Genomic DNA, 26,003 nt, shown 5'->3' with positions numbered 1-26,003 from the left:
AGTAAACTAGCAGGAACGGCTCCGGCGGGAGTTGCGGTAGGCCATTGATGTGCCCGATGAGGCCGTCTCGACCAAGCACAAAGGGAGGGGAGGGAAACGAGGCCTACGCTCTGATGTCGTGACCGTCGTTTGGGGGACGAAGCTTTGCTGGACTTTTATCGTCGCAGCGAAGCCACGAATTCGTTGGCAGAGTCGTCCGGTACAGTTACCTGTGTCCGCAAGACAACGCGATCATCTTTCTTTCGCACCAACTCAGCGATTGAGTCAATGACCATGTCCGGTTGGTAGGGATGCTTGGGGATATCCTCTAGACGGGTGCCGCCGGTAAGCACCAGGATCGTCTGGTAGCCCATCTGTACGCCACCGAGAATATCGGTTTCCATCGTATCCCCGATCATCACGGTCTCGGAGGTTTCCAGGCCTATCTCCTTGCGAGCCATACGCATCATCAATGGGCTCGGTTTGCCGATGCTTAGCGCCTTGCGGCCGGTCGCTTTTTCGAGAAAGGCGATCGTCGCCCCAGCACCGGGACGCGTACCGCGCCAGGTGGGGCAATTCGGATCGTCATTGGTCGCAATCAGTTTGGCCCCGTCCAGTATCATTTGGGTTGCCGTTTCGACCATGTCCCAGTTCAGCGTGCGGCCTTCACCCACAACCACAAAGTCTGGATCTTGGTCGACGACCGAGTATCCATTTTGGTGAAGCGCGTTCAGCAGCCCACCTTCGCCCAGGACATACGCGGTGCCGTTAGGCTTCTGCCCGGCGAGAAAACGAGCGGTCGCCATCGCACAGGTAAAGACCTGTTGCTCTTCCACATCGATTCCCATGCGGGACAATTTGGTTACGACGTCGCGTCGCGTTCGCTGACTATTATTGGTCAAGAATAGAAACGGGGTTCCATCATCTCGAAGCTGTCGAATAAATGTATCGGCGCCAGGGATCATCTGGCCCCCGCGATACATGACGCCATCCATGTCGATCAAAAATCCCTTACTCATCAGTTACCTCTTACGGGTAAAAGTTGCGGTTCGACGAACTTACCTCCGGGCCAGTTTCAAGCGAACCTAAAACCTCTTTTCAATTCCACTCGATGAATTGGCAAGAGTCATGCCAAGTTTTCGGTAAGGGAAGAGTCTTTTGTGACCACTTGAAGAGTATGCGGGGAAACGACATCACAGTTTTAATTAGTGGGGGAGTATCTCACTTACGCAAAAAAGTACGTTTTGCGTAATTACCTGGTTGGTCGTTATGCCAATGCAATGTGCGATAAGCGTGCTGAAGGAGGCAGCAATGCGTGAACGCAACGAAACCACTCGGCCCCAGAGCGAGGTGCTAGCGAGAATTTCCTCAAAAACCGAGACCTAAAAACGACACGAATAATAAAGAAGTCATAACAGAATAGTACGCACTGCATGATCACTTGTTGGATGAAGTGCGTAGGCACGGGCGATTGCGTTTCCTTCTCCGTTAGTCTTATTTCTCAGGAAAGATCACTTCCAGGTCTGGAAACTTCTCGGCCATGAACTGCAGTGCCATCCAAGTATGACAATGGCGAACGTCAGGATTCTTCTTGGTCGGGCAACTACAGCCGAGGTAAACGTCTTCGTTGAAAGCCAATTCCGCCAGGTTATCGAACTCGGATCGATCGTCATTCCAACGGGCAGTTAGAAGTTCCCGATACGATGCCTGAAACGTGGAAAACCCCGTTTCATTAGGATCGGCTAGATAGGCTACTACCATCATCTGCGTCGGGCGGACGATATGCTTGGTGCGATGGCGGGTGTCTTGCCGGATCCCTTGCGGTAACGGGGACGCATCCGGCGGACGTCGTCGGTAGATGGTGTAACGAGAAATCAATTGTGCATTCCTGGGAAGAGTCGTGCGAAGAAAACCTCAATTACGGCAACTCACCATCTTTCCCACCGTACCTGCCCGATCGATGCAAGGCAATTCTCGCCCTTAATGCGGCCTCGGTCATTGTTTGAACAAGATCAGCCCGGTGGAAGTTGAACCCTGAAAAGCGGTTTGGCAGACAGTTGCTTGACCGTTTGGCTTTGCCGCTGGATGAATAAAGGAACCTGCGGCAGGTAAAGGAGTTCGCTGGGACTTCATTTGTCTGTGAATTGTTCGCTGAGAACCTGACCCCCGGCCTTTTGCTAAACGTCGATTTCCGCGACGATAGAGGACTTGGAATCCTAGGAAATCGCCCCTTTTGCCTACCCCTTGGGCTACTGACATTTATGCCGCTGATCACACTAAAAAACGTTCGCCATGCTTACCACGACCGGCCCCTGTTCACGGACGTATCGTTCGTCCTGGAGCCAGGGCAGCGGGTATGCCTGATGGGGCGAAACGGGGCTGGGAAATCAACCCTGATGAAGATCCTGGCTGGCGAGGTCATACCGGATGATGGCGAAATTGCCCTGGCAACGGGGCTGACGCGAGCCCAAATGGCTCAAACGGTGCCTACTGACGACCGTGGGACGGTCTACGATGTGGTGGCCGATGGCGTCGGTGGCATGGCCGAGATTCTACGCGAGTACCACGCGATTACCCATCAGTTGGCTGAGAATCTAACGGATGAGACGGCCAAACGCCTGGATGAGCTGCAACACGAAATCGACACCCAGGATGGCTGGAATTTACAGAATCAAATTGAGCAAACGCTGACAAAAACCGGCCTCGACGGAGAGTTAGTCTTTCAAAAGCTGTCTGCCGGGATGAAACGGCGGGTATTGCTGGCTCGAGCCTTGGTCAACGATCCAGACCTCTTACTGCTGGACGAACCGACCAACCACTTAGACATCGATTCGATCCTGTGGCTCGAAAAGCTATTAACGAATATCTCGTGCTCGATTGTTTTCGTAACGCACGACCGGGCATTTGCTCGGAAGCTGGCGACTCGCGTTATCGATGTGGATCGCGGCCGGGTGACAAGTTGGTCCTGCGGTTACGACGAATACCTAAAACGAAAGGCCGCTGCGCTCGAGGCCGAGGAAAAGGAACAAGCACTTTTCAATAAGAAACTGGCCCAGGAAGAAGTCTGGATTCGCCAAGGAATCAAGGCACGACGTACGCGAAACGAAGGTCGTGTTCGTGCACTGAAGGAAATGCGAAACCAATACAGCGACCGCCGCAAGCATGTCGGCAGCGTGAAAATGGAAGCCCACGTCGGCGATCGTTCCGGTCAGTTGGTCTTCAAGGCCGATCAGCTGGCGCATCGATTTGGCGACCTGCGAATTGTGAACGACTTTTCGACCGTGATTATGCGGGGTGATAAGGTCGGCATCATTGGACGCAACGGTATCGGCAAGTCGACGTTGCTACGAATCCTTCTGGGGCAAATGAAGCCTGACCAAGGTGGAGTTAAGATCGGGACGAACGTGCAGATCGCCTACTTCGACCAGCTTCAGGCTCGGCTCGATCCAGAGCAAACTCTGCGCGAGAACATTGGAGAGGGCAACGAGTTCGTCAAAATTAACGGGAATTCAAAGCACGTGGTGGGATACTTGCAAGAGTTCCTCTTTACCCCAGAACAAGCCAATCGTGCCATCAAGTATTTGAGCGGTGGCGAACGTAACCGGTTGCTGTTGGCCCAATTGTTTGCCAAGCCGTCGAACGTGTTAGTGCTGGACGAACCGACCAATGACCTCGATTCAGATACCATGGAGCTGCTGGAAGATCTGGTCGTAAATTACCCCGGCACCATTTTGGTAGTAAGCCACGATCGTGAGTTCCTCAACAACGTCGTGACCAGCACGATCTCATTCGAGGGGGACGGTGTTGTCCTGGAATACGCAGGCGGTTACGACGACTATCTGATTCAACATAAGAAAGACACAACTCCACCGTTCGAGCCTGCCAGCAATGAAGCAAAGCCTGGCGAGACGCCGAAGCCGACTGCCGAAAAGCAGGAGCCCACGAAACCCCGCGGTCGAAAGTTGAGCTACAAAGAGCAGCGAGAATTAGACGGCCTGCCTGAGAAGATCGAAAACCTGGAAGCGGAACAGGAAAAAATTCAGGCCCAGATGGCCGAGCCGAGTTTCTATCAAAAGCCGCAAGATGAAATCAAACAGGTCTCGCAGAGCCTGGAAGCAGTCGGCGAAAAACTGATGACTTGCATGGAACGGTGGGAAGAACTTGCCACGATTAAAGAAGCAAGCTAACGACCCAATAGAAACGTACCAAGCATGACGATCCAGACGACATCTAAGAAGTGCCAGTACAACGCACAGATGTCGACGCTCCAGTGTTTCTCATGGTCATAGGCATCGTGGCGAGCCCGAACCAGGACACCACTCAAAAAGGCGATGCCCCCGACGACATGTAAGGCGTGGATAAACACAAGGAAGAACATCAGGCCAAATTGCTTGGTGACGCCTTCATCAAGAGCTGCTCGATGCATATCTAAAAGCGAGTGCAGGCCCAGCGATTGAAAAATAAGGAAGACGACCGAAATCACTGCAGCTGTAATCAGCCATCGCCGGAAGCGTGCCTGCCGCTCGCGGCGTACATTGATCACGGCCTTATGCATAGCGAAGCTAACGCCCAGCATGCTGATCGTACTGGCGACCAGACTCAGCGGAAACGACCCAAGCGAGATAGCAGGCGCACCTGAAGTACCGCGAATAATTCCGTAAGCGGCGAGACTGGCGAGAAAAAACATCGTCAGCGAGGCGATGAAAAGGGCAAACCCAAACTTGGCCTGATATTCATCGCGCCGCATTGAAACCGCAGAGTAAGAATTCCTGAGCATAGTCGCTGTCAGGGCTCAACCGCTGACTCTCACCGGTTCGCATTTTGCTTATTGAGGGGCTGGTGGTTCCGTCACGGTAACGGTCGTCGTCGCCTCGTAGAATTCTTTGATTTGTGGTTGGTATTGTTCCGAGTCAAGCAAAGTAATGCCCAAGAACAATGCCACAAAGCCTAGGCTGAACAAAAACAACAAGACGTTAATTGGCTTGTCGTAGCGAAGATGCATAAAGTATGTCGCGACGAGTCCAGCTTTCAGAGTGGCGATTGCTAAAGCAATCCAAATATCGATTTCACCCAGATCCTGATCCGCGATAAAAACGGTCAGACCGGTGAAAAAAAGCAGTGTCACGAAGGTCCCAAACAGGATCGACAAAGGCATCACGTGGCCTAAGCCATGTTCGTGATCATCAGAATGGTTGGTCGAATGGTCAGACATATCAAGCATCCCGGGTGGGGTTAGGAACGAATGAGATAGAGCAGCGGGAACAGGTAGATCCAAATCAGGTCGACCAAGTGCCAATAGAGGCCCACGTAGTCGACAGGACCGAAATACTCTCTGTCAAAATCGCCGCGGATAGAGCGGAATAGTAACCATCCGATCGCGACCATGCCAAACAAAATATGGAAACCGTGAAGCCCGGTCATCATGTAATAAATGCCGAAGAAGATTTGCGTGTTTCGCGGAGCATCCAGGAACTGTTCAGGGCCACCATGGCCGTGCCCGTGAGAGTCACCTTGTCCGGAAGCGTGCTCGTCTGCATGCTGCTCAGGATGCGCGTCCTCGTGTTCGGCTTCAGCAACCGCGTGTTCTTCTTCTTCTTTGTGCTCAGCTTTTTCGTGCTTCTCGGCAGCGATTGCCGAATTGTAAAGCTCTTGGTTGTGTTCGCTTTCGTCGGGATGTTGAAGCTGGTACATCACATTTGCCTGACCGGTATACAAACCGATATCAAACTTGTGCGTGTATTCGAAGTACTTAACGACCAAAAACACGCCAGCTAATGCCAGGGTGGCACTAAGCATGAAGATCAGCAGTTTCTTCTGGCTAAGCTGAGCAGCACGAACAGCCCAAGCCATCGTCAAGCTGCTCACGATAAGCACGACCGTATTGATGGCGCCCATTGTCGTGTCGAGTTGCTTGTGAGCGTACAAGAACACTTCGGGGTGGTTATATCGGTAGATCAGGTAGGCACAAAAGAGCCCGCTGAACATCAGGATTTCCGTGAACAGAAAGAGCCAGATGCCAAGCTTACCTGCATCGAACTGCTGCTGCATCGTTTCGAAGTGGTGAGCCTGGAAAGGACTGTGACCGTGATGATCACCGTCCTCATGATGGGCCTGATCTTGGGGTTCGACGGCGGCGCTCATAGGGCAATTTCGTCTCTTATCGTCGTCACGTTAAGTAATAAGTAGTAACCGAGGCTCGCGTTTAGTGTTGATCCGGCGGGGTCGTCTTAGACGCGTTAGGATCTTTCACGTAGCCGCCGATTCGGGCGTCGTATTTCAGGTCGCTATAGTCGTAGGGGGAGCCTACGTGCGGTGCATGTGCAAAGTTGTAATAAGGAGGTGGGCTGGTGCAGGTCCATTCCAAAGTCGCCGCACCCCATGGATTGGCCGGAGCCTTGCGTCCGTTGAAGAGCGAAATGACTAGCACGGCAATCGCGCCCACCATCCCGATACCCAACGTCAACGCACCGATCGTGGAGAGGACGTGGTAAATCTGGTACTCGTCAACATAAGTGGCATAACGCCGTGGCATCCCGCGCGAGCCCATCACGAACTGCGGAAGGAAGGTCAGGTTGAATCCGAAGAAGACCACTGCACAAAACAGACGTCCGAAGAATTCGTTGTACATCACACCAAAGATCTTAGGCCACCAGTGGTACAGACCGCCGACGAACGCAATGACCGTTCCGCCCATCATCACGTAGTGAAAGTGAGCGACGACAAAGTAGGTGTCGTGCAAGTGAATGTCAGTTGCCAACGCACCCAGGAACAAGCCTGTCAGGCCGCCGATGGTGAACAGGAAGATGAACGACAAGGCGTAGCACATGGGCGTCGCCAGATTGATATTTCCTTTGTACATCGTCGCGGTCCAGTTGAAGACCTTGATCGCCGACGGGATCGACACGCTAAAGGTCAAGCCACTGAAGATCACCGCCGCCATCGGACTCTGACCGCTGACGAACATATGATGCCCCCAGACCAGGAAGCCCAGCAAGGCGATCGCGATCGAGCTGTAAGCAATGAACGTATAGCCGAAGATAGGCTTGCGGCTGTAAACCGACATCAGTTCGCTCATGATGCCCATCGCTGGAAGAATCATGATGTACACGGCCGGGTGCGAATAGAACCAGAAGAAGTGCTGGAACAACACAGGGTCACCGCCCATGCTTGGATCGAAGATTCCGATACCCAGAATACGTTCGCCCATAAGCAATAGCAGCGTAATACCCAGAATTGGCGTCGCCAAAATCTGAATAATGGCCGTGGCGTAAATGGCCCACATGAACAGCGGCATCTTGAACCAGGTCATGCCTGGGGGCCGCATGGTGTTCACGGTGACGATAAAGTTCAAACCGGTGAAGATCGAGCTGAAACCGAGGATGAACGCCCCGATGGTCGCGGCGATCACGTTGGTTTGCGTTTCAATACTATATGGGGTGTAGAAGGTCCAACCGGTATCCAAACCTGTGGTAACCAGGGCAATCAAGAAGAAGATCGCACCGAAGACCCACAGGTGGAAGCTGGCCAGGTTCATACGTGGAAACGCCACGTCCTTTGCGCCGACCATCAGTGGAAGGACAAAGTTACCCAGAGCGGCTGGAATGCTAGGGATGATGAACAAAAAGGTCATCACCGCACCATGCAGTGTAAACAGCTGGTTGTAGCGGTCGAGAGAAACCCAGTCGCCAAACAACCCATTGGGAACCAACAGGTGCAATCGCAACAAGAGAGCCAGCACGCCCCCTAGAAAAAACGAGCCGAAAATCCCAACGAGGTACATCACACCGATCCGCTTGTGATCGAGTGTAAAAGCCCACGACATGAATCCAGAAGAACTAGTAAGGTAGTTCGAGCTGGGGTCGTCGTTGTGACCGCTGTCAATTTGTGTTTCAGGTGTAATCGTGGACATGGCTTGGCTGCCCTATTAATTTCTACTTAAGTGTTTTCAAGTAGGCGATGATCGCCGTAATTTCTTCGTCTTTGAGCAGCTGCGGCGTGAAGACGGTCATGCCTGGCTTGCGTCCGACGACGATCTCAGCGTTAGGTTGACGTATCGATTGACGAACATAGTTTTCGTCCATCTTAACTGTGATCGGAGAACTGGAACCTCGCGGAAGGACTTGTCGATCTGTGCCCCATTGGCCGTTGAGTGGCGGACCAGCGTACTTGGCGGAATTATCACCATCCAACGAGTGACACTGAGCACATCCCTTTCGCTTGAAAAGGATCTCACCGGCCTCTTCTGGCGTGTTGTTCTCCAGAATGTTAGCCGCTTTTTCGACCCATAGTTCAAAGTCTGCCGTTTCGTGAACGTAGACTAAAGCACGCATTTGCGAGTGTTTCTGACCGCAATACTCAGCACAGAAAAGGTGGAATGGGTCGTGCGAACTGTCATCAATCCCACTACCGGTCGTATCCGTTGCTCTGGCCCAAGTCCAGGTGTAACGGCCTGGAACGCAGTCCATTTTGATGCGGAACGCAGGGATATAGAAACTGTGAAGAACATCTTGCGACTGCAAAAGAAACTTCACGTCTCGATCGACCGGTATATGCAAATCGCTCGATTCGGCCCCGTTGGGATAGCGGAACAACCAATTCCATTTATTGGCGATGACTTGGATTTCATAGGAATTCTCAGGAGCTTCTCGCATGTTGAGATACTCAGTGAAACCGAAGAAAAAGATCACGCCTACCAAGATGGAAGGAATAATGCTCCAAGTGATTTCCAACGCTTCGTTGTGCGAAGGGGAGGGCGTTTCGGTATGGCCGGGGCGTTGATAATACTTCAGGACGAAGTAAATCATGAAACCGACGACCAGAACGAAGAAGAACAACGACAGGTAGTAGATAAAGTCGAACAACCCGTCTACCGTTCCAGCGACCGACGACCGCTCGGGCGGGAAGAACATGGTATCCGCCAGGATGGAATACATGGCTGAGCCTATTTCTGGGACCATCTCGTCTCTGTCTGGTTTCGTATTTAAGTCGCATTGGACGGCAGGTGGCCGTCCATCGAATTGGAATTAAAAGCCGCTTCGTTCGTGGCCGTTCTGCGCCGGAGGACCCAGAACGGAATCAGGCCGATCAGCAAACAGGCCACCGTGGTGAAACCTCCAAGCTGCATCAACCGAATGGCCTGGGGACCGTAACGACCTGCCGTCTCGTCGTACATAAAGCAGGCCAAGAGGATCTGATCGACTGTCGTTCCGATCTTCCCTTCGCTCGCTTCGACTAAAGACAACCGCAAAGTTGGCTCGTCGAATTGAACACCGTACATGTAACGTGAAATTCGCCCATCCGGCGTGCACAACATCAGCACAGCGTTATGGGCATATTCTTTTCGCTCTGGGACATAGCGGTATTGAAAACCGGTCGCTTTGGCAACGGCCATAATCGACCGAACATCACCTACCAAAAAATGCCATCCGTTGGCTGTGCCTGGGCGGTCATATTCCTGATAGTACCGCATACGCGTTTTATTTGCTTTTTGGTATGACTCGCGTGGGTCGATGCTGATCGAAACCACGTGAAAGTCTTCTCCGACGCTGGCATCCATTTCGCCCAATGTTCTCACGAGACCATTAAGCTGTTGTTGGCATAGCATCGGGCAATTCGAGTAGTTGAGCGACAAAATGACCGGCTTCTCGCCGTCAAAATACTCGCTCAAACGAATCAAAGCACCGCGATCATCGGTAAAAGGCGTATCTAGGGGAAGTAAATCGTTTAAGTGCTCGGTCACTCCGAGTCCATCGACAGCGTCGGGAGTCTCATCAATCTGAGCCTTTGCCGATGCGGCCAGAGCCAGGCAGATGATGACTGCCCATGCCCAACGAAATGTCCCTAAACCTGGCATTCTATCCGTGTTTAATCCCGTAGGGGGCTAATTCGATTCGTACTTGTCTGCTACCACCTTCATGGCCTGCTCGATTGGCATGCCGATGGTCTTTGTTTCCTTGTTGACCCAGCTGTAACCGTCGTTCAACTTGGCCTTTTGAGCACTCAGGATGCTGTCTTCAACTTCTAGCTTAACGTTGACGACCTTATCTTCGTACTGCTGTTTCTCGAACTGCAGGTAGGCCGCTTGCAGTCCAATGATGCTGATGAACGTGACCACTGCACTGACGAAACCCACGAGGGCAATCATCGGTGTGTTCATGTCGTCGTACATCGGGGCGTCGGAGACAGGTTGTGCCTCGGCCTCGGGAGTTTCGACGACAGCGTCATTTGCGTCTTGTTCAGGAGTCTCTTCAGTGATTTCCGTCATCAAATCACCTTATTAATGATTCTGAAGTGCCAACGATTCGCTGAGACGTGGGTCCTTAACCGGAACCAACGGCTTATCGGTGGCGAACCAGATCAACGAACTAATATATAAACCGCCAATACCGACGATACAGCACACATCAATCAGGCCAAAACTTGGAGCAGCCGTTCCGTGGGCAACCTGAGGCATGACAATGTAGTAAAGGTCTACATAGTGCATGATCAGAATGAACACAGCCCACCCGGTGAGGAGGTATTTGTTGCGGCGAACATGCCGTGACATGACACCAAAAAATGGTATGAAGAAATGGCCGAAAATCAAAAGGATTGCCACCGTAGCCCAGCCATTCTCTTGTCTCCGCAGATACCAACCGGTTTCTTCCGGAATGTTCGCGTACCAGATCAATAGAAATTGACTGAAAGCAATGTAGCCCCAGAAGAGCGTGAAACCGAACGTGTATTTACCCAGGTCGTGGTAATGCTCTTTGGTGATGATGTTGACCATCTTCCCATCCTGTTGAAGCAGGAATAGGACGACCGTAATAAAAGCGAAGAAGCTCAGTGCACTTCCGGCAAAGAAGTACACGCCAAAGATGGTGCTGAACCAATGTGGATCGAGCGACATCAGCCAATCGAACGACGCAAAGGTAACCGTCAACGCGAACAGCACAATCGCCAATGCACTCCACTTCTGAAGCTTCAAGGTGATCTGCTTGTCGCCGTTACCGTCCTGCTCTAACGAGTTCAGGTAGAAGTAACGGGCAATACAGATCCAAGTCCCGAAGTAGATGATCGCGCGGATCGTGAAGAAGATGGAATTCAAATAGCCGGACTTGTGGGCGATCAACTCATCGTACTGCGGAGAGTCGACGTTCCACTTTGCCGGGTCATTCCACTCGAACAGCGTGTGGCTGCCGAACAACATGGGAAACAGAATCACCAAAAACAAGATCGCCATGGGGATCAAGTTCTGGCTCAGCAATTCCGCCACGCGTCGAACGACGACACTCCAGCCGGCTCGGGTTAGGTGGTGGATCGGTACGAAGAACAACGCACCGAGCGAAATGCTCAGGAAGTAGACGAAACTGGTTAGGTAGGAATGGAAGAAGTAGGAAGAGCTTTCCTGCGTCATTCCGATTCCCATGGCCAGTAGCAGCGCCAAGACGCCAACCGCCATCGCCACCAATCGCACCGACTGCCAAGCCGGATTGAGGCGGATCGATTCGTCGTCCGTCACTGTGATCGTTGGTTTGTGGTGACCGCCCATGTTGCTTACTGACCTTTAATTTCCAATTCTTTCATCTCAACAGCTGGAATCTCTTCCGGCGTACCGGTGCGTGTCTTCTGCAATGCTCGCACATAAGTCACTATCGCCCAGCGATCTTCGGCGGGAATCTGGTCGCCGTAACCCTTCATCTTGCGGATACCATGCGTGATGGTGTTGTATAACTTGCCATCAGGCTGGATGAGCAGGTAATCGGTATGCAGGTTCGTGGGAGGAATCCAGGTAGGCTGTTCCATTTGCAGAGCACGCTGCGAAACCAGCCCGTCGCCATCCCCGGCCAGACCGTGGCAAACGGAACAGTAGATGTTGTACCGGTTACGTCCACGCTCGAGCGTAGCATTGGTCACGTTGATCGGAGCGATCTTTACCCAATTCGGTTCCGGCTCTTCAGGTTGAGCCGGAGCTTCACCCTCAACTGGATTCTCTTCTGCAGGATCACCCTCAGCTGCTTTTGCGTCGGCCATGGGCTCTTGATCAGCAGGCTCTTCGGCTTCTGGCTTGTCTTCCGCCGGTTGATCGTCGGCGGGCTTTTCTTCCTCGGCCGGTTTCTCTTCGTCTTCGGCGGGGGGCACTTCATCCTGTAGGAACAGGACGTTTTGCTCGCCTGCTTCTGGAACGATTCCGGTCAGCATGATCGGATCGACCCATTCACCACGAGCGACGGTTCCAGGAATGCGAGGACGCATCGTGCGACCGTCGGCGAAGACAGGGCTCTTGGTTTGTGTGTCGCCACGTAACTGGATATCCATGTCACGAATCGGGTTGATACGTGGAACGGTCGATGTTTGGTAAAGGGCTCGCCACAGCAAGATCGGAGGAATCAAGGCCACGACGGCCGCACCGATGCCCACGAACTTGATGATCTTCGGAAGTTCAGCCGGGGTCGGGTCGTGAAAGACCTCGATGACATCGGTCTGTCCCAACAGTCCGTCGAGCAGTTCACGCGTCTTGTTGGGCTTGTACTTCTCGTCGGTGGCATCAATGGTCAAGAAGAACTTGTCGTCCGTTGCCCGAGCAAACTCAGGTACGCGAAACAGTGGATTCGAGAACGTGGGCAGCTTGTTCAAAAACAGCATGCCGATGAACACGGCAATCGCCGCATGCAAAATGACCAGCTCGAAGATAACCGGAATATTGGCCGGCAAGCTCCACACAGGCTTGGCTGAAATGATGAACGGGTACCAGTCTGCGTTGGTAACGTACTGCAGACCAAGACCTGTAAACCCACCAATAATACCAAGCGTGAGGACAATCCATGGCAGGATGGTCGGCTTGATTCCGAGCGCTTCGTCGATGCCATGCAGGGGAAACGGCGTGTAGGCATCGGTCTTGGTGTAACCGGCCTTCCGCACTTTCTCGCACGCCGCCAACAAGGAGTCGGGGTCGTCGAACTGCGCCATCAGTCCGAGCAGCTTAGGTTCCGAGTTGTTCGCTTCTTGTGACATCTATTTATGGCCCTGCTGATAACTCAGGGAAAATGACTTGTTACGCGTGGTCTGCTGCCGCTTGAGGATTGTCGTGAACCGGGGAATGCGGGTGAGGCATCACCGATTTGACTTCTGCCATTGCGACGATAGGACCGAAACGGACGAACAGCAAAAACAGGGTGAAGAACAACCCAAAGCTGCCCACGAGCATTCCATAGTCGACCCATGTAGGCTCAAACATGCCCCACGAGGATGGCAGGAAGTCTCGGGCCAGCGAGGTGACCGTAATCACAAATCGCTCGAACCACATACCAATGTTCACGAAGATACTAATGGTGAACATGAGCCATGGTGTCGTGCGGCATACTTTAAACCAGAACAACTGCGGGCTGATCACATTGCAGGAAACCATGATCCAGTATGCCCACCAGTAGGGACCGAATGCACGGTTGATGAATGCGAAGCCTTCGTACATGTTGCCGCCATACCAGGCGATGAAAAATTCGATCGCATAGGCATATCCGACCATCGTACCGGTCGCCAGGAGAATCTTGCAGACGTTTTCCAGGTGACGAATGGTCACAACGTCCTTCAGACCAAACAATTGCCGGGCCGGGACCATCAACGTCAGCACCATCCCGAATCCAGAGAACACCGCACCAGCGACGAAGTAAGGAGGGAAGATGGTCGTGTGCCACCCGGGAAGCTGCGAAACGGCAAAGTCGAAACTAACGATCGTATGCACCGAAAGAACGAGCGGTGCCGCCAAGGCAGCGAACAGCGTGTAAGCTTTTTCATATCGCGACCAGGCACGAGCTGAACCGGTCCAGCCGAGCGACAAAATCGAGTAGACGATACGGAGAATCTTGTTGTCGGTACGATCTCGCAAGGTCGCCAGATCCGGAATCATGCCGGTGTACCAGAAGATCAACGAAACGGTCGCATACGTCGAAACGGCGAACACGTCCCATAGCAGCGGGCTACGGAACTGAGGCCACATCGACAGCTGCAAACTGGGCAGTGGAAATAACCAGTAGAAGACCCATACACGACCGATGTGAATACCAGGGAACAGGCCTGCACAGACGACCGCGAAGATCGTCATCGCTTCAGCAAAACGGTTGATACTCGTCCGCCAGTTCTGACGGAAGATAAACAGAATCGCGGAAATCAGCGTTCCGGCGTGACCAATACCGACCCAGAACACGAAGTTCACGATCGGGAAACCCCAGTAAACCGGGTTGTTATTACCCCAGACACCGACACCGGTGAAGATCAGGTAGCCGACCAGACCGCCCAGCATGCCTAACAAGCTCAACGACGCGAGCATGGCGACATACCACGCAATAGGCGTCTTGCTCTCGTTGATGCCGCACACCAACCGGGTAATCGAGCCGTAGTCGTGCCCGCCAATCACAAGCGGCGTCCGGTTGCCCGGATCGTCGATCGTGGTGTCAATGACTTCGTTTACGGTGGCCATTCGTACTCTTGGTTATGTGAACTTTGGCTTACTTCTGAGGGATTATGAAAAACGGTTGAAAAGCGATTACTGCTTCTCTTCTACTTTTTCGAGGTCATGATCGTGGTCGTGATCACCTTCACCATGCTCGTGGGCGTGGTCTGAATCATGATCACCGTGACCGTGATGGTCCGATTCTTCCGGAGCCAACCAAGGATGCGGGTTGGTGATCCGAGCCAGGTAACGCGTGCGTGGCTTGGTATTCAGCTCGGCGAGCATCGAATACGATCGCGGGTTAGCGTGGGCCTTGGCGACCTTGCTTTCGGGATTGTTCAAGTCGCCGAACTCGATCGCATTGGAAGAACAGGCTTCCTGACAGGCGACCTGAATTTCGTTCGGTCCAATGGCTCGGCGATCGGCTTTGGCTTCAATCTTCGTGTTTTGGATTCGCTGCACGCAGTAGGTGCACTTCTCCATCACACCGCGGTTACGCACGGTAACCTCAGGGTTGAAGATCAGCTTGGCTAGTTCCTGGTTGCCTTCTTCAAAGCGGTTGTCACTGGCACGCCAGTCGAGGTAATTGAAGCGGCGAACCTTATAGGGACAGTTGTTACCGCAGTAGCGTGTACCGATACAGCGGTTGTAGACCATGTCGTTCAGGCCTTCATCGCTGTGAACCGTGGCTGCGACGGGGCAAACACTTTCACAAGGAGCCGTTTCGCACTGCTGACAGGTAACCGGTTGGGTGACTGCCTTGGGATCTTCCATGTCGCCGCTGAAGTAGCGGTCGATACGAATCCAGTGCATCTCACGTCCCACCGAGACTGCTTCCTTACCGACGATCGGAACGTTGTTTTCCGATTGGCAGGCAATCGTACACGCATTGCAGCCGGTGCATTTGGTCAGGTCGATCGACATGCCCCAAGCGTGGCCGTCGTACGATTCCTTCATCCATTCCTGCTCTTCCCACAGGGATTCAAGCGGTGGATGGTGAACGACGTGCTTGGCGAAGTCTGGATGGTGTTCGTATTCTTCGACGGTCCCTTCGCGGACCAGTTCGCCGACACGACGACCGATCTCTCGCATGCCGAGTAGGTCGATCGCGAAGTGATCTTGAGTCGTGGCCAGTTTGAACGTTTCACCAGTCCCGTTGACGGTCACACCGGTGGCCAGGTTCATGGTCTCTTTGGTGCGTAGCGGACCCACATTCACCCCAACCGGAGCGATATCAGCTTCCACGTTGCCACCCACGGCACCTGCGTGCGTGCGGCCATAACCGAGACCCACGGCCAGTGTGCCGTGTGCTTGACCAGGTTGAATAAAGACCGGCAGCGTCACCGTGTTGCCGTTCGCCGAGATTTCCATCAACTCGGCCTGACCGACGCCGATCTTTTCGGCTGTCTTGGGGCTCATCGTGACGACGTTGTCCCAGGTCACCTTGGTGATCGGCTCCGGCAGTTCCTGGAGCCAGCCGTTGTTGGCAAAGCGACCGTCGTAGGTGCCGGCGCCTGGGTGGAATATCACCTCATAGGCATCGCCCAAACCTGTTCGCCAAGTGGAAACGGACACGTTGCCCAAATCCAACGCGGTGTCGACCGTGACACTGGTGGCTTCCGAGGCAGAGTCGGCAATGAATCCATCGTGTAGCACTTTGGTCCATGCAGCTTCGCTTACCGAGCCGGAGAACGCGGAGGCGACCGTCTGCTTGACGGCTTCCAGAGTTTCACTGATGGGCGAACCAGCAATGATGCTGAGGAATTCAATCGGATTCTTGGTCTTGAAGATCGGCGAGATCAGCGGCTGGGCGATGCAGAAGCTGCCATCGTAGGCGATCGCGTCGCCCCACTGTTCCAATCCATGCGAAGCGGCCACGTGCCACGAGCACTTCTGGGAAGTCTCGGTTTCGTAATTACCAAAGTAGACCTGGGTGTTGGTCTTATCCATTGCGGCGTTGAAGTCGACATCGGTAGGAGCATCGTAGATGGGGTTACCACCCAGGAAGATAACCGTATCGACTTGGCCGGCGTTCATTGCCGTGGTCAGATCTTCGATCGTACCGACGTTGTCGCGAGCCAGCTTGGGTTCTTCGATGAAGGTGACGGTCTGGCCGAGGTTTTCCAGTTTGTTGTTGATTCGCCAAATGCGGGCCTGGGTTTCGGCGTCGAGTGTTTCACCACCGACGACGAGGCTCTTGCCTTTGTGGCTGATCAAGTCGTTCACCATGGCAGCGACCACGATGTCGATCTTTTCAGCGGGTGGCTCTTTCGTTTCGCCGTTTTCGAGGGCGGCGTCAAGCTTCTGTTCCAGGTCGGCCACAAAGCTGGGCATCTGGGAAGCGGAGACCGCCAGGCGGTGATCTGCGGACATGCCGGTGGTCGAGAAGCGGCTCTCGACAACGTATAGCCGGCTCATCGGGCCATCTTCAGGCGTGCGACGCTTGGCGAACTCGCGGCTGTTGATGCCGTGGCTCACATGCTCGCCCAGGATGTCGGCACTCAGATCGACGATGATGTCCGCCGATTCAAGCTTCAACATTGGACGCAGTTTCTGGCCGAAGGCCAGCTCGGTTCCTAGCGTGGTGTTGCCGGTGATCGGCTCGTACTGAAACCACTTGGCTTGCGGGAACTTCTTCGCCACTTCGTTCATCTGGGCGAGAACGGTCGGCGAGGTGTTGGTCTGGTGAAGGATAGCCAACTTCGACGAGTTGCCACCTTCGAGCTTCTTGGACTGCTCTTTCCACCAAACGGTGAATTCGTCCCAAGATCGCGTATGTTGGCCATTGACGTCCCGTTCGATCGGGTACTGGCTGCGATCGGGGTCATACAGGTGCAAGAGGGTGGCCTGGGCGTAGGCATCGGCACCAGCAACCATCGGATGCAGTTGGTTGCCGTCAATTTTGATCGGACGGCCATCGTAGCTGGTGGCGACGACAGGGCAGGTCTTACCGGCGACGGTTAATGTCGTGGCGAACTGCTCTGGCTTGCCAGGAATACGACCATCAGGGCGTCGCGAGAAAGGAGCGATCTCTTCTTCCGGGTAGCGGAAGCCGATCACTTCTTCTTCTGGGTAGCGACAGCCGGCGGCACCGGTGGCTAGGGCCAGCGAGGCACCCATCAGCTGCATCCAGCGACGACGCGGCAGACCGGTGGGAGCCTCTTCGGCAGCTTCCGGAAATTCTTGTCTCAGGAACTGCTCGAATTCAGGGGTTCCCTCGAGTTGATCGAGGCTACGCCAGTATTTCGGTTTTTTGTTCTCAGGCATTATCGATGACATGTCGAGCAGTTGGTCGATGGGTTAATGTTCAACTCTTCACGCAGTTGCTTGCCGAGCAGACGCTTCTCTTCTTCCGACATCTCGTTGCCGCCGGCCTCGGTTCCCCAAGCCAGATTCGTGACTTCATCAGCTGGGCGAATGTGCGAGTCAGGATTGCGGTGACATTCCAGGCACCACGACATCGAGATCGGCTCCATCACCTGGACGACGTCCATCTTGTCGACGCGTCCATGGCACTCGACGCAGGAAACCCCTTGGGTTACGTGAGCGCTATGATTGAAGAAGACGAAGTCAGGCATGTTATGTACCCGCATCCAGTCGATCGACTCGCCGGTGGCCAGGCTCTCGCGAACCGGCTCAAGGGCGACGCTCGTCGCGTGGACCGCGGCGTACTTGGAAGCCCCGGTCGAGTCGGCACCGCTGTGGCAGTTACCACACGTTTCCGTCGGAGGAACCGCCGCGTGGCTGGCCTTCTCAACCGTGTTGTGGCAGTAGCGGCAGTCCATTTTCAAACGCCCAGCGTGAAGCTTATGGCTGAAAGGAACTGGCTGCTCTGGTCGGTAGCCCCGATTGAGAATCTCGGGCGACGTGGTGACAAAAAGCACGGATCCACCATAAGCGGCGCCAACAAGCACAACGCCAAACATGAGTGGTACGAACTTATTTACCCATCTAGGGAATAGAAAGCGGTCCATGACTTTCTCAGTCGTTATTTGTCTCGCAAGGAGACACGGCGACGGAAAACTGCCAAGCCCAAGGGCCGTCCGGAGCTAGGCATCCGGCCAGAACTCAAGCAAAGCAAATTGTTGATAATTGCAACGTTGTTAACAAAAAGCCGTTGTCCGAAGAGGAGTTTCAGCTTGTTGCTATCAGCGTGTAAATCCTAAAATAACCATCACTTTCGTACGACGTGACAATAGGTCGCACTAGAATGGGGGGCGTGGTTTAAATCCACCTTAAGGAGCGAGTTTCTTTAGTTTTCGCTGAAGCGTTCGTCTCGGTATATCCAACAATCTTGCCGCTTCCGATAGGTTGCCACCGCAGTCGTTCAGGACTCGGTGAATGTGTTCCCACTCGGCTTCAGCAAGTGATTGTGGGTTGTATGATTGGCAGTTGGTGTCTGGTGTTGCTGCTTCTTGATTGCCAAAAGCAGCTAATATTTCATCCACATCTGCAGGCTTGGTCAGGTAGTTAACCGCTCCCAGGCGAACCGCTTCAACCGCATTGGTGATGCTGCCGTAGCCGGTCAGGATAACGGCCTGCGTTACGGGAGATACTTTAAGCAGATCTTTGAGAACTTCAATCCCTGAAGTTTCTGGCATCTTCAGGTCTAAGACGGCGCGGTCGGGCTGAGCCTCTTCTGCCTGCGCAACGGCATCCTCTTTGGTCTTGGCAGCGTAAACATCGAAGCCACGTGACGAGAACGCCCGGGTCAGTCGGTTCCGCAAGATATCGTCGTCATCGACGAGGAGAATTGTGGGTCGCAGCATGGTCTCGCCGATTCCGGAATGCGTAGCTAGGTGCTGACCTGACTAGTCATGGCGGCGTCAGAACATTGACTATAGGAAATACCGAAGGAAATTCCTATCAGTCACTGCGAGGGTTCGGCAGGGTTTTTTCATTATTTATGGTCGCAATGCGAGGGATTCGCACGATCACTGTCGTTCCCTGGTCAGGCACCGAATCGATGGTCACGTCGCCGTCGAGCTTTTCCACGACGTTTTTCGCTAAAAACACACCCAGCCCCGTACCAGAGCCGGGCTCTTTAGTGGTGAAAAAGGGTTCGCCGATCCGCGCCAGGATATGAGGTGGCATCCCCATACCACGATCTCGGATCGAAACGATCAAGCTTTCTTGCGTCGCACCAAGGTGCAGCTGAATCGACTCGGTGGCTGGCGTGGCGTCGATGGCATTCTTTACCAGTCCGCGGATGGCCTGCGAGAGGAGGTGAAGTGGAGCATTGATTTCCACCTCGGGGATGTTGCGATCGACGTTAATGCGGCGTCTATGCTGAACATCGATCCGTTCGGTGACCTCTTCTAGCAGTTTACCCGCCGTAATGCGAACGATGGGTTCCCCGGTTGCCTGGCCGGCGTCGGTCGACATCTGATCTAGAATTGCCCTACAGCGATCGAGTTCGCTACGTATGAGCGAGATATCCTCCTTGATCTCTGCGGTTACCTCAACCTGTGCCAGTTCTCGCTGTACTTCTTTGGCTACGACGGCAATGGTGGCCAAGGGGGTCGACAGTTCATGAGCCGCGCCTGCCGCTAAAGTGCCCAAAGCTTCTAGCTTCTCGCTACGTGCCTGCTTCATTTCGTTCAGTCGTAGGCTGGCTTCTTTTCGCTGCAGCTCGACGTTTAAGCGTGTGGTAAAGTACACCACGACCATGGCACATGTGACCAGGGCGACCGAAGTTCCAGCCAATAGGACATGGACCGGGATCGTGCTTGTAGCCAAAATGTCGATTTGCCAGTTTCCCAGAATCTTCAGCGGAAAACTGGCCAACAGTAGCAAGCCGATACACCCCACCGTCACCAAGGCGAGAATGCCTATGTTCCTGGGGGTCAGCACGATTGCGGCCAGGGCCAAGTTCACCAAGTAAAACACAGCAAACGGGTTGGTGATGCCTCCGGTAAAATAAAGCATCGCAGTAAGAAAACCCAAGTCCATCAGCATGACGGCAAACAAAAGGGATTCCCAGGAGGTTAGGCTTTTCAGGTCACGAGATCGTAGAGATTCGAATAAATAGGTGAGCAGCAAGTTGCTGCTGGCGGTTAAGAAGATAATGGTGGCCAGAGGTTGCCAGCGAATCTCGATGCCCAGCAGAAACATGGCCGTTGCGATCGTGATCCACTGACCGAATGCCGCCACCCAGCGTAATTTGATAAGCCAGGCCGTATTGATCGTCAGTCGTGCCTTGCGCCCTTCCAGGAGGGGACGGCCGTTATCAAAATGGGAAGTTTGCGGCATGAGGCGGGTAGCCGGCTTGTGGGTTGGAAGCGAAAAATAGTAAGTAACAAGGCAGTGCTTGCCTGAGGACAGATTAATTGATGAACGAAATCGCTCAAGATCCCAATACGCTTCGGCTTTCGAGATTCGGACTCACGTGCTTTCTGGCCGTGGTGATCTTGCTGCCTATCTCGATGCTGATTTTTCTGTGGATTTCTCTCCCTAAAAAGTCGGATAACGTGCTTCCGCTGGTCATTCGTATCGCGGAAGTCGACTCAGAAATGGCGTTGATCGTGAAAAACAAGTCCGATAAGCCTTTGGCTAACATCGGAATTACCCTCAACGATGCCTTTCACTTCTACAGCAAAAATGAACTTCCCGGCGGGGAAGAGATGATCATTGCGCTGGGTGCGTTCAATCGCAAAAATGGAATTCACTTCGATCCCGAGAGCCATCAACTGACCGAAATCGGTGTTTACGCCAAACTGGAAGACAATTCGCGAGGCGTTTTGGAACGACATTCGAACCAGCTATTGAGCGAACTTCAGGCTTCTGCTGAGGATGACAACCAGAATGAGGCCCCCGGGAAATGAATAATATTCCCGCTTAAATCGGCAAAATCCCTCCTTCCACCTCCGATTTTATCCCCCCTGGCTACTAGCCGCCTAGGAGAATCGTAGGTGTTGATACATGATAGAGGTTTCCCTCGTTCGATTAGGCGGCCCTTGTAGGCAGGATCATGCACCAGACCGACAACATCAACGTTCACCGAATTGAAAAGCTGGCTCCACCGAGTGAGATCAAGCGAGAATTTCCTAGCTCGGAGGCTGCCCAGGAATTTGTTTTCGATTCGCGTCAGCATATCCAGAAGATATTGGCTGGGGACGAGGATCGCCTGATTGCCGTTGTGGGCCCTTGCTCGATTCACAATGTCGACATGGCCATTGAATATGGAAAGCGACTAAAGAAGCTTTCCGATCAGGTTTCCGATACCATGCTCGTTGTCATGCGGGTTTACTTCGAGAAGCCTCGCACGACGGTTGGCTGGAAAGGGTTGATCAACGACCCTCACCTGAACGATACCTTCGACATGGTCGAAGGGTATCGAATGGCTCGCAGACTGCTGTTGACGCTCGCGGAGATCGGAATTCCGTCTGCCAGCGAAGCGCTTGAGCCGATCTCGCCGCAGTATATCGCCGACCTGATTTCGTTGGCTTCGATTGGTGCGCGAACGACCGAATCGCCCACGCATCGTCAGATGGCCAGCGGATTGTCGATGCCGATCGGGTTCAAGAACGGAACCGACGGCGACTTGCAGATTGCTCTCGACGCCATGACCTCGTCGAACGCCCCTCACAGTTTTCTGGGAATTGATCCAGAAGGTGCGACTTGCGTGGTTCACTCGAAGGGGAATCCTTGGGGGCATTTGATTCTGCGTGGTGGCCGTTCCGGCCCGAACTATTCGCGCGAGTCAGTGGAAGAAGCCATTGCCGCGCTGAACAAGAGAGACTTGCCGGCCAGATTGTTGGTCGACTGCAGTCACGGAAATTCGCTCAAGGATCATACCCGGCAGGCCGGCGTCTTTCGCGATGTCCTCGATCAGCGGATGGAAGGAAGTCGTGCGATTGCCGGTTTGATGCTGGAAAGCAATCTCATGGCGGGCAACCAAAAGCTGACCGAAGACCCCAGCAAGCTTGAGTTTGGTGTCTCGATCACCGATGCCTGCATCGGCTGGGACGAGACCGAGCAGTTGCTTCTTGAAGCACACGAACGTCTCAAGTCGCTAGTCTCTGCTTAGGACGACTATTTCGTCGTGTCTCATTTCGTCCCACTCGCGACGATGCCTGACCTTCCCCAGCAAGGAGGAAGGTTGGTCGTTGTCGACGACCAGTGGATTGGCTTGTTCAAAACGGACGAAGGTCTCTTCGCCATCGACGCGATGTGCCCTCATGCAGGGGCCAATCTTGCCAAAGGGGGCATATGCGATGGGGTTGTGTCGTGCCCGGTGCATCTTTGGCGATTTCGACTCTCGGACGGCAAGTATCTTGATGCGGATGCCGAGCGTTTCAATGTGAAGACGTACGTGGTCCGTACCGATGACGATCAGATCTTGGTCGAGCTTCCCGCCGTACCCAGCACGGTACGGCTGATTTAGCAAGTCGTTTTGACGAATAATCGCCTAGGTTTCGACCTTCTTCACAGCAGAGGTAACCGCCGAATGCAGCGCGCCGTTGGTGGCGATGATGCCCTGGTTTTCGGAAAGCAATGCACCCCGCGAAAAGTCGAGCGGATGGCCGTGGATGTCGGTGACCGTCCCGCCTGCTTCTTCGATCACGAGCGAGCCTGCCGCATGGTCCCAGATCTTTTCGACATAGCCAGGCTTGGTCGGAAGCCGTAAGTAGATCTCGGCCTCGCCGCGGGCAACGACGGCATATTTAGCCTGACTATCGAGTCGAACCGAATCACGCGTGATCCCCAGTTCGTGGGCGATCTCCGACGACCAGCTGTGATCGCTGTGCCCCGACTCGACCGATTCGCAGAAACGTGCGTCACGCCCGATGATGCATCCGGATGTCGTGATTCGGGTACGATCGATGGGGTCGGACAGCGGAGAAACGTAGGCGCCTTCACCCCGAACGGCTGTAAAGAGGTAGCCGATTTCGTCACTTTCAATCGTGCCGAGATTGGGACAGGCAAGTGCCGCGACCTTCACCTGGCCATCGACCAGCAGTGCTAAAGCGATCGCGTATTGTTCGTTACGCAGAAAACCTTTGGTGCCATCGATAGGGTCTAAGGTCCAAGTCCGCGGAGCCGGATCTCGCGAGATGCCTTGATCGATCCACGAGAGAACTTGTTCTTGGGTGGCGTCGGGAACAAGCGTGGCGACTTCTTTCACCACCCGGTTGAGCACCGAAACCTGATCGGGCAGACGCAGCGCCGCCGAGTCCTCTTCTGCAATCATCGGGTCATCCGGAAATGCCTCGGAAATTGCTTTGCAAACGACGGCCTGACTGCCAAAGTCTGCGACGGTGACCGGACTGCGGTCGTTTTTCGACAACTCCGCAAAGTCCTCCGTCGATTGGATATGACGGCAGATCTTGCTGGCTTCGACGACGGCATGAACGGCGACGCGAAGTTCCTGAGTGTATTGGCTATCTGCCATAGGGCTGCGACTTGGGGGGCTGGAGGATGTCCTTGCAGATCGCGGCTGGTCAGCCTACGATCGGCGGTCTGGCTTGATTGACAAGCAACTCCATATTTTAAAAAGTCTTACCGACGTTTCACAACACCCCATAGCGGACCGGCGGATAATCTTATGCAGACATATGAAGCTCAGTGCGTTCTCGATATTCAAGCGACGCTCGGAGAAGGTCCTTCCTGGGATGCCACGACCGGAAAACTACTGTGGGTCGATATCGAAAACAGCCTGGTGAATCGTTTCGATCCTGAAAGTGGAAAAAATGAGGCCTGGACTGTCGAGAAAGAATGCAGCTTCGCGATTGCCTCTTCGCAGGGAGATATTGTTGTGGGCACGCGCGAGGGAATCGTACGCCTGAATCCCCAAACGGGCGAGATCGCCAAGGTGGCTAACCCCGATACTAACTCGGCCACCACTCGATTTAACGACGCAAAATGCGACCCAAGGGGTAGGTTGTTTGCCGGCACGATTTCCGACACACGCACGCCAGGTGACGCCAATTGCTACCGTTTCGACAGCCAATTTAACTACGAAACAGTTGTGCCAGGCGTCGTGAATAGCAACGGGCTTTGCTGGTCGCCTGATCACAAGCTGTTCTATTACATCGATACGGCCACGCGGAAGATCGACGCATTCGACTACGACATCGAGACCGGTCACATCAGCAATCGGCGCATGGTGGTCGATATTCCGGAATCGCTGGGAATTGGCAAGCCGGACGGAATGACGATCGATGCGGAAGGAATGCTGTGGACCGGGATGTGGGGTGGCGCAGCGGTTTGCCGTTGGGATCCGCGCTCTGGGGAACTGCTCGGGAAGATCGAAATCCCCTGTCCGAATGTTACGTCGTGTTGCTTCGGGGGAGAAAACCTCGATCAACTCTATATCGCCACGCCCCGCAAAGGCTTAAGTGACGAGCAGCTCAAGCAGTTTCCCCAAGCTGGAGGCATTTTTCGCTGTCAGCCTGGACTCAATGGAGCGGCCACATTTCCATTTGCCGGTTAAATTGACTTGGCAGGGTGCATGTACGCATGTATACTTATGGTGCCGTCATCATTCATCTTCATCGATGGTACCAGGCAATGGAATCTGCCCGAAAAGCTGTAGGACGTGGGACCAGCGAAAATCCCACCAATCGATTTGAGCGGTTGAGTGTTGCGCGGGATTTGGAACATCTCGACCCGACCGATACCCAGGAGTTCGCCCCGCGGAAGGTACCGACCGAGTACTTTGCCGACCTCACGCAGTCTCTGATCACTAAGAACGACAGTCCTGACATTCTCTTCACCTATAGCTTGAATCCCTATCGTGGCTGTGCGCACGGATGTAGTTACTGTTATGCCCGGCCATATCACGAGTTTCTCGGGCTGAGCAGTGGCCTCGATTTCGAGACCAAGATCATGGTCAAGAAAGATGCCCCGCACCTGTTTCGCAATTTCCTGCGTAAGCCGATCTGGCGATGCGAAGTGATCGCCATGTCAGGCGTGACCGACTGTTACCAACCGGCAGAACGCGAGTTTGAAGTCACGCGGGGATGCCTAGAAGTCGCTCTTGAAGCGCGGCAACCGATGGGGATCATCACCAAAAACGCATTAGTCCTGCGTGACCTCGATTTGCTCTCGGAGATGGCCCGGCACAATCTAGTCTGTGTGAATCTGAGCATAACCTCTCTTGATCAGAAGCTGACACGACTGATGGAGCCACGCACATCCAGCCCTGCGGCTCGGCTTGCGGCGGTAGAGCAACTCACCGCCGCAGGCATTCCCGTGAATGTAATGGTCGCCCCTATTGTGCCGGGGCTGACTGATTCCGAGATTCCAGCGATTCTTGAGGCCGCATCCCAGCGAGGAGCCGTTAGTGCCGGCTACACGCTGTTGCGCTTACCACACTCCGTGAAAGAGATTTTCGTTACTTGGCTTGAGGAGCATTTGCCGGAGCACGCCCAGCGAGTTCGTTCACGCATTGAAGCCTGTCGGGGAGGACAACTTACCGATTCACGCTGGGGAACCCGCATGCGCGGAGAAGGGGGGATCGCCGCTACGATCGCCAAAACGTTCTCCTTGTTTCAGCATCGCTATGGCCTCGATAAGCGTAAGATTCCGTTAGATACGTCGCAGTTCCGCGGCCCGGGTGAAAACGGAAAATCACAACTACGGATGTTCTGAG

23 protein-coding genes are annotated in these 26,003 nt (G+C 53.9%); 6 read left to right on the top strand and 17 right to left on the bottom strand.

The window, feature by feature from the left end; translation table 11 throughout:
• Positions 1-155: 155 nt before the first annotated feature.
• Complete coding sequence (locus HOV93_RS13175; RefSeq protein WP_207396973.1) at positions 156-998, bottom strand: TIGR01457 family HAD-type hydrolase; 843 nt, start codon at positions 996-998, stop codon at positions 156-158.
• 475 nt (positions 999-1,473) lie between these two features.
• On the bottom strand, positions 1,474-1,857 hold the full coding sequence (locus HOV93_RS13170; RefSeq protein ID WP_207396972.1) for a hypothetical protein: 384 nt from the start codon (positions 1,855-1,857) through the stop codon (positions 1,474-1,476).
• 383 nt (positions 1,858-2,240) lie between these two features.
• Between HOV93_RS13170 and HOV93_RS13165 the strand changes: the two genes are divergently transcribed.
• Positions 2,241-4,166 (top strand): ATP-binding cassette domain-containing protein, encoded by a 1,926-nt coding sequence (locus HOV93_RS13165; RefSeq protein ID WP_207396971.1) that lies wholly within the window; start codon positions 2,241-2,243, stop codon positions 4,164-4,166.
• Here the strand turns inward: HOV93_RS13165 and HOV93_RS13160 are convergent.
• The 14 genes from HOV93_RS13160 to HOV93_RS13095 all read right to left on the bottom strand — a co-directional run bounded on the left by HOV93_RS13160 (position 4,163) and on the right by HOV93_RS13095 (position 20,659).
• On the bottom strand, positions 4,163-4,726 hold the full coding sequence (locus HOV93_RS13160; RefSeq protein WP_207396970.1) for a cytochrome c oxidase subunit 3: 564 nt from the start codon (positions 4,724-4,726) through the stop codon (positions 4,163-4,165). The two genes, HOV93_RS13165 and HOV93_RS13160, sit on opposite strands and share 4 nt — an antisense overlap.
• Before the next feature lie 78 nt (positions 4,727-4,804).
• Positions 4,805-5,191 carry a cytochrome C oxidase subunit IV family protein gene (locus HOV93_RS13155; protein WP_207396969.1) on the bottom strand — a complete coding sequence of 129 codons (387 nt, stop codon included), beginning with the start codon at positions 5,189-5,191 and terminating at the stop codon, positions 4,805-4,807.
• 20 nt (positions 5,192-5,211) lie between these two features.
• Positions 5,212-6,120, bottom strand: a complete 909-nt coding sequence (locus HOV93_RS13150) for a cytochrome c oxidase subunit 3 family protein (protein ID WP_207396968.1) — start codon at positions 6,118-6,120, stop codon at positions 5,212-5,214.
• Between the two features lie 61 nt (positions 6,121-6,181).
• Positions 6,182-7,888: a cytochrome c oxidase subunit I gene (locus tag HOV93_RS13145; protein WP_207396967.1), complete on the bottom strand. Its 1,707-nt coding sequence runs from the start codon at positions 7,886-7,888 to the stop codon at positions 6,182-6,184.
• A gap of 22 nt (positions 7,889-7,910) precedes the next feature.
• Entirely contained in the window at positions 7,911-8,912 is a 1,002-nt protein-coding gene (gene coxB, locus HOV93_RS13140) for a cytochrome c oxidase subunit II (protein WP_235990308.1), read from the bottom strand.
• 47 nt (positions 8,913-8,959) lie between these two features.
• The gene (locus tag HOV93_RS13135; protein WP_207396966.1) at positions 8,960-9,832 is read right to left on the bottom strand and encodes an SCO family protein; all 873 of its coding nucleotides are present in this window, start codon (positions 9,830-9,832) and stop codon (positions 8,960-8,962) included.
• Positions 9,833-9,859: 27 nt separating this feature from the next.
• A complete protein-coding gene (locus tag HOV93_RS13130; RefSeq protein WP_207396965.1) occupies positions 9,860-10,243 on the bottom strand; it encodes a hypothetical protein in 384 nt (127 codons plus the stop codon).
• A gap of 12 nt (positions 10,244-10,255) precedes the next feature.
• On the bottom strand, positions 10,256-11,509 hold the full coding sequence (locus HOV93_RS13125) for a quinol:cytochrome C oxidoreductase (protein ID WP_207396964.1): 1,254 nt from the start codon (positions 11,507-11,509) through the stop codon (positions 10,256-10,258).
• A 5-nt stretch (positions 11,510-11,514) separates the two neighbouring features.
• On the bottom strand, positions 11,515-12,972 hold the full coding sequence (locus tag HOV93_RS13120; protein ID WP_207396963.1) for a quinol:electron acceptor oxidoreductase subunit ActD: 1,458 nt from the start codon (positions 12,970-12,972) through the stop codon (positions 11,515-11,517).
• A gap of 40 nt (positions 12,973-13,012) precedes the next feature.
• A complete protein-coding gene (nrfD, locus tag HOV93_RS13115; RefSeq protein ID WP_207396962.1) occupies positions 13,013-14,434 on the bottom strand; it encodes an NrfD/PsrC family molybdoenzyme membrane anchor subunit in 1,422 nt (473 codons plus the stop codon).
• A gap of 66 nt (positions 14,435-14,500) precedes the next feature.
• Positions 14,501-17,686, bottom strand: a complete 3,186-nt coding sequence (locus tag HOV93_RS13110; protein WP_235990306.1) for a TAT-variant-translocated molybdopterin oxidoreductase — start codon at positions 17,684-17,686, stop codon at positions 14,501-14,503.
• Positions 17,674-18,381 carry a cytochrome c3 family protein gene (locus HOV93_RS13105; RefSeq protein WP_207396961.1) on the bottom strand — a complete coding sequence of 236 codons (708 nt, stop codon included), beginning with the start codon at positions 18,379-18,381 and terminating at the stop codon, positions 17,674-17,676. The genes HOV93_RS13110 and HOV93_RS13105 overlap by 13 nt, the downstream gene beginning before the upstream one ends.
• Before the next feature lie 261 nt (positions 18,382-18,642).
• Positions 18,643-19,176: a response regulator transcription factor gene (locus HOV93_RS13100; protein ID WP_207396960.1), complete on the bottom strand. Its 534-nt coding sequence runs from the start codon at positions 19,174-19,176 to the stop codon at positions 18,643-18,645.
• A gap of 97 nt (positions 19,177-19,273) precedes the next feature.
• Positions 19,274-20,659 (bottom strand): ATP-binding protein, encoded by a 1,386-nt coding sequence (locus HOV93_RS13095; protein WP_207396959.1) that lies wholly within the window; start codon positions 20,657-20,659, stop codon positions 19,274-19,276.
• An 80-nt stretch (positions 20,660-20,739) separates the two neighbouring features.
• Here HOV93_RS13095 and HOV93_RS13090 point away from each other — a divergent pair, with 80 nt between their 5' ends.
• The 3 genes from HOV93_RS13090 to HOV93_RS13080 all read left to right on the top strand — a co-directional run bounded on the left by HOV93_RS13090 (position 20,740) and on the right by HOV93_RS13080 (position 22,793).
• Positions 20,740-21,231, top strand: coding sequence for a hypothetical protein (locus tag HOV93_RS13090; RefSeq protein WP_207396958.1), 492 nt, complete (start codon positions 20,740-20,742; stop codon positions 21,229-21,231).
• Positions 21,232-21,377: 146 nt separating this feature from the next.
• A complete protein-coding gene (locus tag HOV93_RS13085) occupies positions 21,378-22,436 on the top strand; it encodes a 3-deoxy-7-phosphoheptulonate synthase (protein ID WP_235990304.1) in 1,059 nt (352 codons plus the stop codon).
• 15 nt (positions 22,437-22,451) lie between these two features.
• Positions 22,452-22,793, top strand: coding sequence for a Rieske (2Fe-2S) protein (locus HOV93_RS13080; RefSeq protein WP_207396957.1), 342 nt, complete (start codon positions 22,452-22,454; stop codon positions 22,791-22,793).
• A gap of 24 nt (positions 22,794-22,817) precedes the next feature.
• Here the strand turns inward: HOV93_RS13080 and HOV93_RS13075 are convergent, their stop codons facing one another.
• A complete protein-coding gene (locus HOV93_RS13075; RefSeq protein ID WP_207396956.1) occupies positions 22,818-23,801 on the bottom strand; it encodes a 3'(2'),5'-bisphosphate nucleotidase in 984 nt (327 codons plus the stop codon).
• 153 nt (positions 23,802-23,954) lie between these two features.
• On the opposite strand from HOV93_RS13075, the gene HOV93_RS13070 reads away from it, so the two are divergent.
• Together HOV93_RS13070 and HOV93_RS13065 are read left to right on the top strand one after the other, a co-directional pair.
• Complete coding sequence (locus HOV93_RS13070; RefSeq protein ID WP_207396955.1) at positions 23,955-24,842, top strand: SMP-30/gluconolactonase/LRE family protein; 888 nt, start codon at positions 23,955-23,957, stop codon at positions 24,840-24,842.
• Positions 24,843-24,868: 26 nt separating this feature from the next.
• Entirely contained in the window at positions 24,869-26,002 is a 1,134-nt protein-coding gene (locus HOV93_RS13065) for a PA0069 family radical SAM protein (RefSeq protein WP_235990302.1), read from the top strand.
• Position 26,003: the final 1 nt, after the last annotated feature.

Source organism: Bremerella alba, from assembly GCF_013618625.1.
GTDB classification, from domain to species: domain Bacteria; phylum Planctomycetota; class Planctomycetia; order Pirellulales; family Pirellulaceae; genus Bremerella; species Bremerella alba.
The sequence above is the reverse complement of the archived record's forward strand: the minus strand, read 5'-3'. Positions and strand labels throughout refer to the sequence as shown.

What these genes read in the sequence shown, in the direction of transcription:
- HOV93_RS13175 (WP_207396973.1), bottom strand. Translation starts at nt 998, where the DNA reads ATGAGTAAGGGATTTTTGATCGACATGGATGGCGTCATGTATCGCGGG.
- HOV93_RS13165 (WP_207396971.1), top strand. Translation starts at nt 2,241, where the DNA reads ATGCCGCTGATCACACTAAAAAACGTTCGCCATGCTTACCACGACCGG.
- HOV93_RS13160 (WP_207396970.1), bottom strand. Translation starts at nt 4,726, where the DNA reads ATGCGGCGCGATGAATATCAGGCCAAGTTTGGGTTTGCCCTTTTCATC.
- HOV93_RS13155 (WP_207396969.1), bottom strand. Translation starts at nt 5,191, where the DNA reads ATGTCTGACCATTCGACCAACCATTCTGATGATCACGAACATGGCTTA.
- HOV93_RS13150 (WP_207396968.1), bottom strand. Translation starts at nt 6,120, where the DNA reads ATGAGCGCCGCCGTCGAACCCCAAGATCAGGCCCATCATGAGGACGGT.
- HOV93_RS13145 (WP_207396967.1), bottom strand. Translation starts at nt 7,888, where the DNA reads ATGTCCACGATTACACCTGAAACACAAATTGACAGCGGTCACAACGAC.
- coxB (WP_235990308.1), bottom strand. Translation starts at nt 8,912, where the DNA reads ATGTATTCCATCCTGGCGGATACCATGTTCTTCCCGCCCGAGCGGTCG.
- HOV93_RS13135 (WP_207396966.1), bottom strand. Translation starts at nt 9,832, where the DNA reads ATGCCAGGTTTAGGGACATTTCGTTGGGCATGGGCAGTCATCATCTGC.
- HOV93_RS13130 (WP_207396965.1), bottom strand. Translation starts at nt 10,243, where the DNA reads ATGACGGAAATCACTGAAGAGACTCCTGAACAAGACGCAAATGACGCT.
- HOV93_RS13125 (WP_207396964.1), bottom strand. Translation starts at nt 11,509, where the DNA reads ATGGGCGGTCACCACAAACCAACGATCACAGTGACGGACGACGAATCG.
- HOV93_RS13120 (WP_207396963.1), bottom strand. Translation starts at nt 12,972, where the DNA reads ATGTCACAAGAAGCGAACAACTCGGAACCTAAGCTGCTCGGACTGATG.
- nrfD (WP_207396962.1), bottom strand. Translation starts at nt 14,434, where the DNA reads ATGGCCACCGTAAACGAAGTCATTGACACCACGATCGACGATCCGGGC.
- HOV93_RS13110 (WP_235990306.1), bottom strand. Translation starts at nt 17,686, where the DNA reads ATGTCATCGATAATGCCTGAGAACAAAAAACCGAAATACTGGCGTAGC.
- HOV93_RS13105 (WP_207396961.1), bottom strand. Translation starts at nt 18,381, where the DNA reads ATGGACCGCTTTCTATTCCCTAGATGGGTAAATAAGTTCGTACCACTC.
- HOV93_RS13100 (WP_207396960.1), bottom strand. Translation starts at nt 19,176, where the DNA reads ATGCTGCGACCCACAATTCTCCTCGTCGATGACGACGATATCTTGCGG.
- HOV93_RS13095 (WP_207396959.1), bottom strand. Translation starts at nt 20,659, where the DNA reads ATGCCGCAAACTTCCCATTTTGATAACGGCCGTCCCCTCCTGGAAGGG.
- HOV93_RS13090 (WP_207396958.1), top strand. Translation starts at nt 20,740, where the DNA reads ATGAACGAAATCGCTCAAGATCCCAATACGCTTCGGCTTTCGAGATTC.
- HOV93_RS13085 (WP_235990304.1), top strand. Translation starts at nt 21,378, where the DNA reads ATGCACCAGACCGACAACATCAACGTTCACCGAATTGAAAAGCTGGCT.
- HOV93_RS13075 (WP_207396956.1), bottom strand. Translation starts at nt 23,801, where the DNA reads ATGGCAGATAGCCAATACACTCAGGAACTTCGCGTCGCCGTTCATGCC.
- HOV93_RS13070 (WP_207396955.1), top strand. Translation starts at nt 23,955, where the DNA reads ATGCAGACATATGAAGCTCAGTGCGTTCTCGATATTCAAGCGACGCTC.
- HOV93_RS13065 (WP_235990302.1), top strand. Translation starts at nt 24,869, where the DNA reads ATGTATACTTATGGTGCCGTCATCATTCATCTTCATCGATGGTACCAG.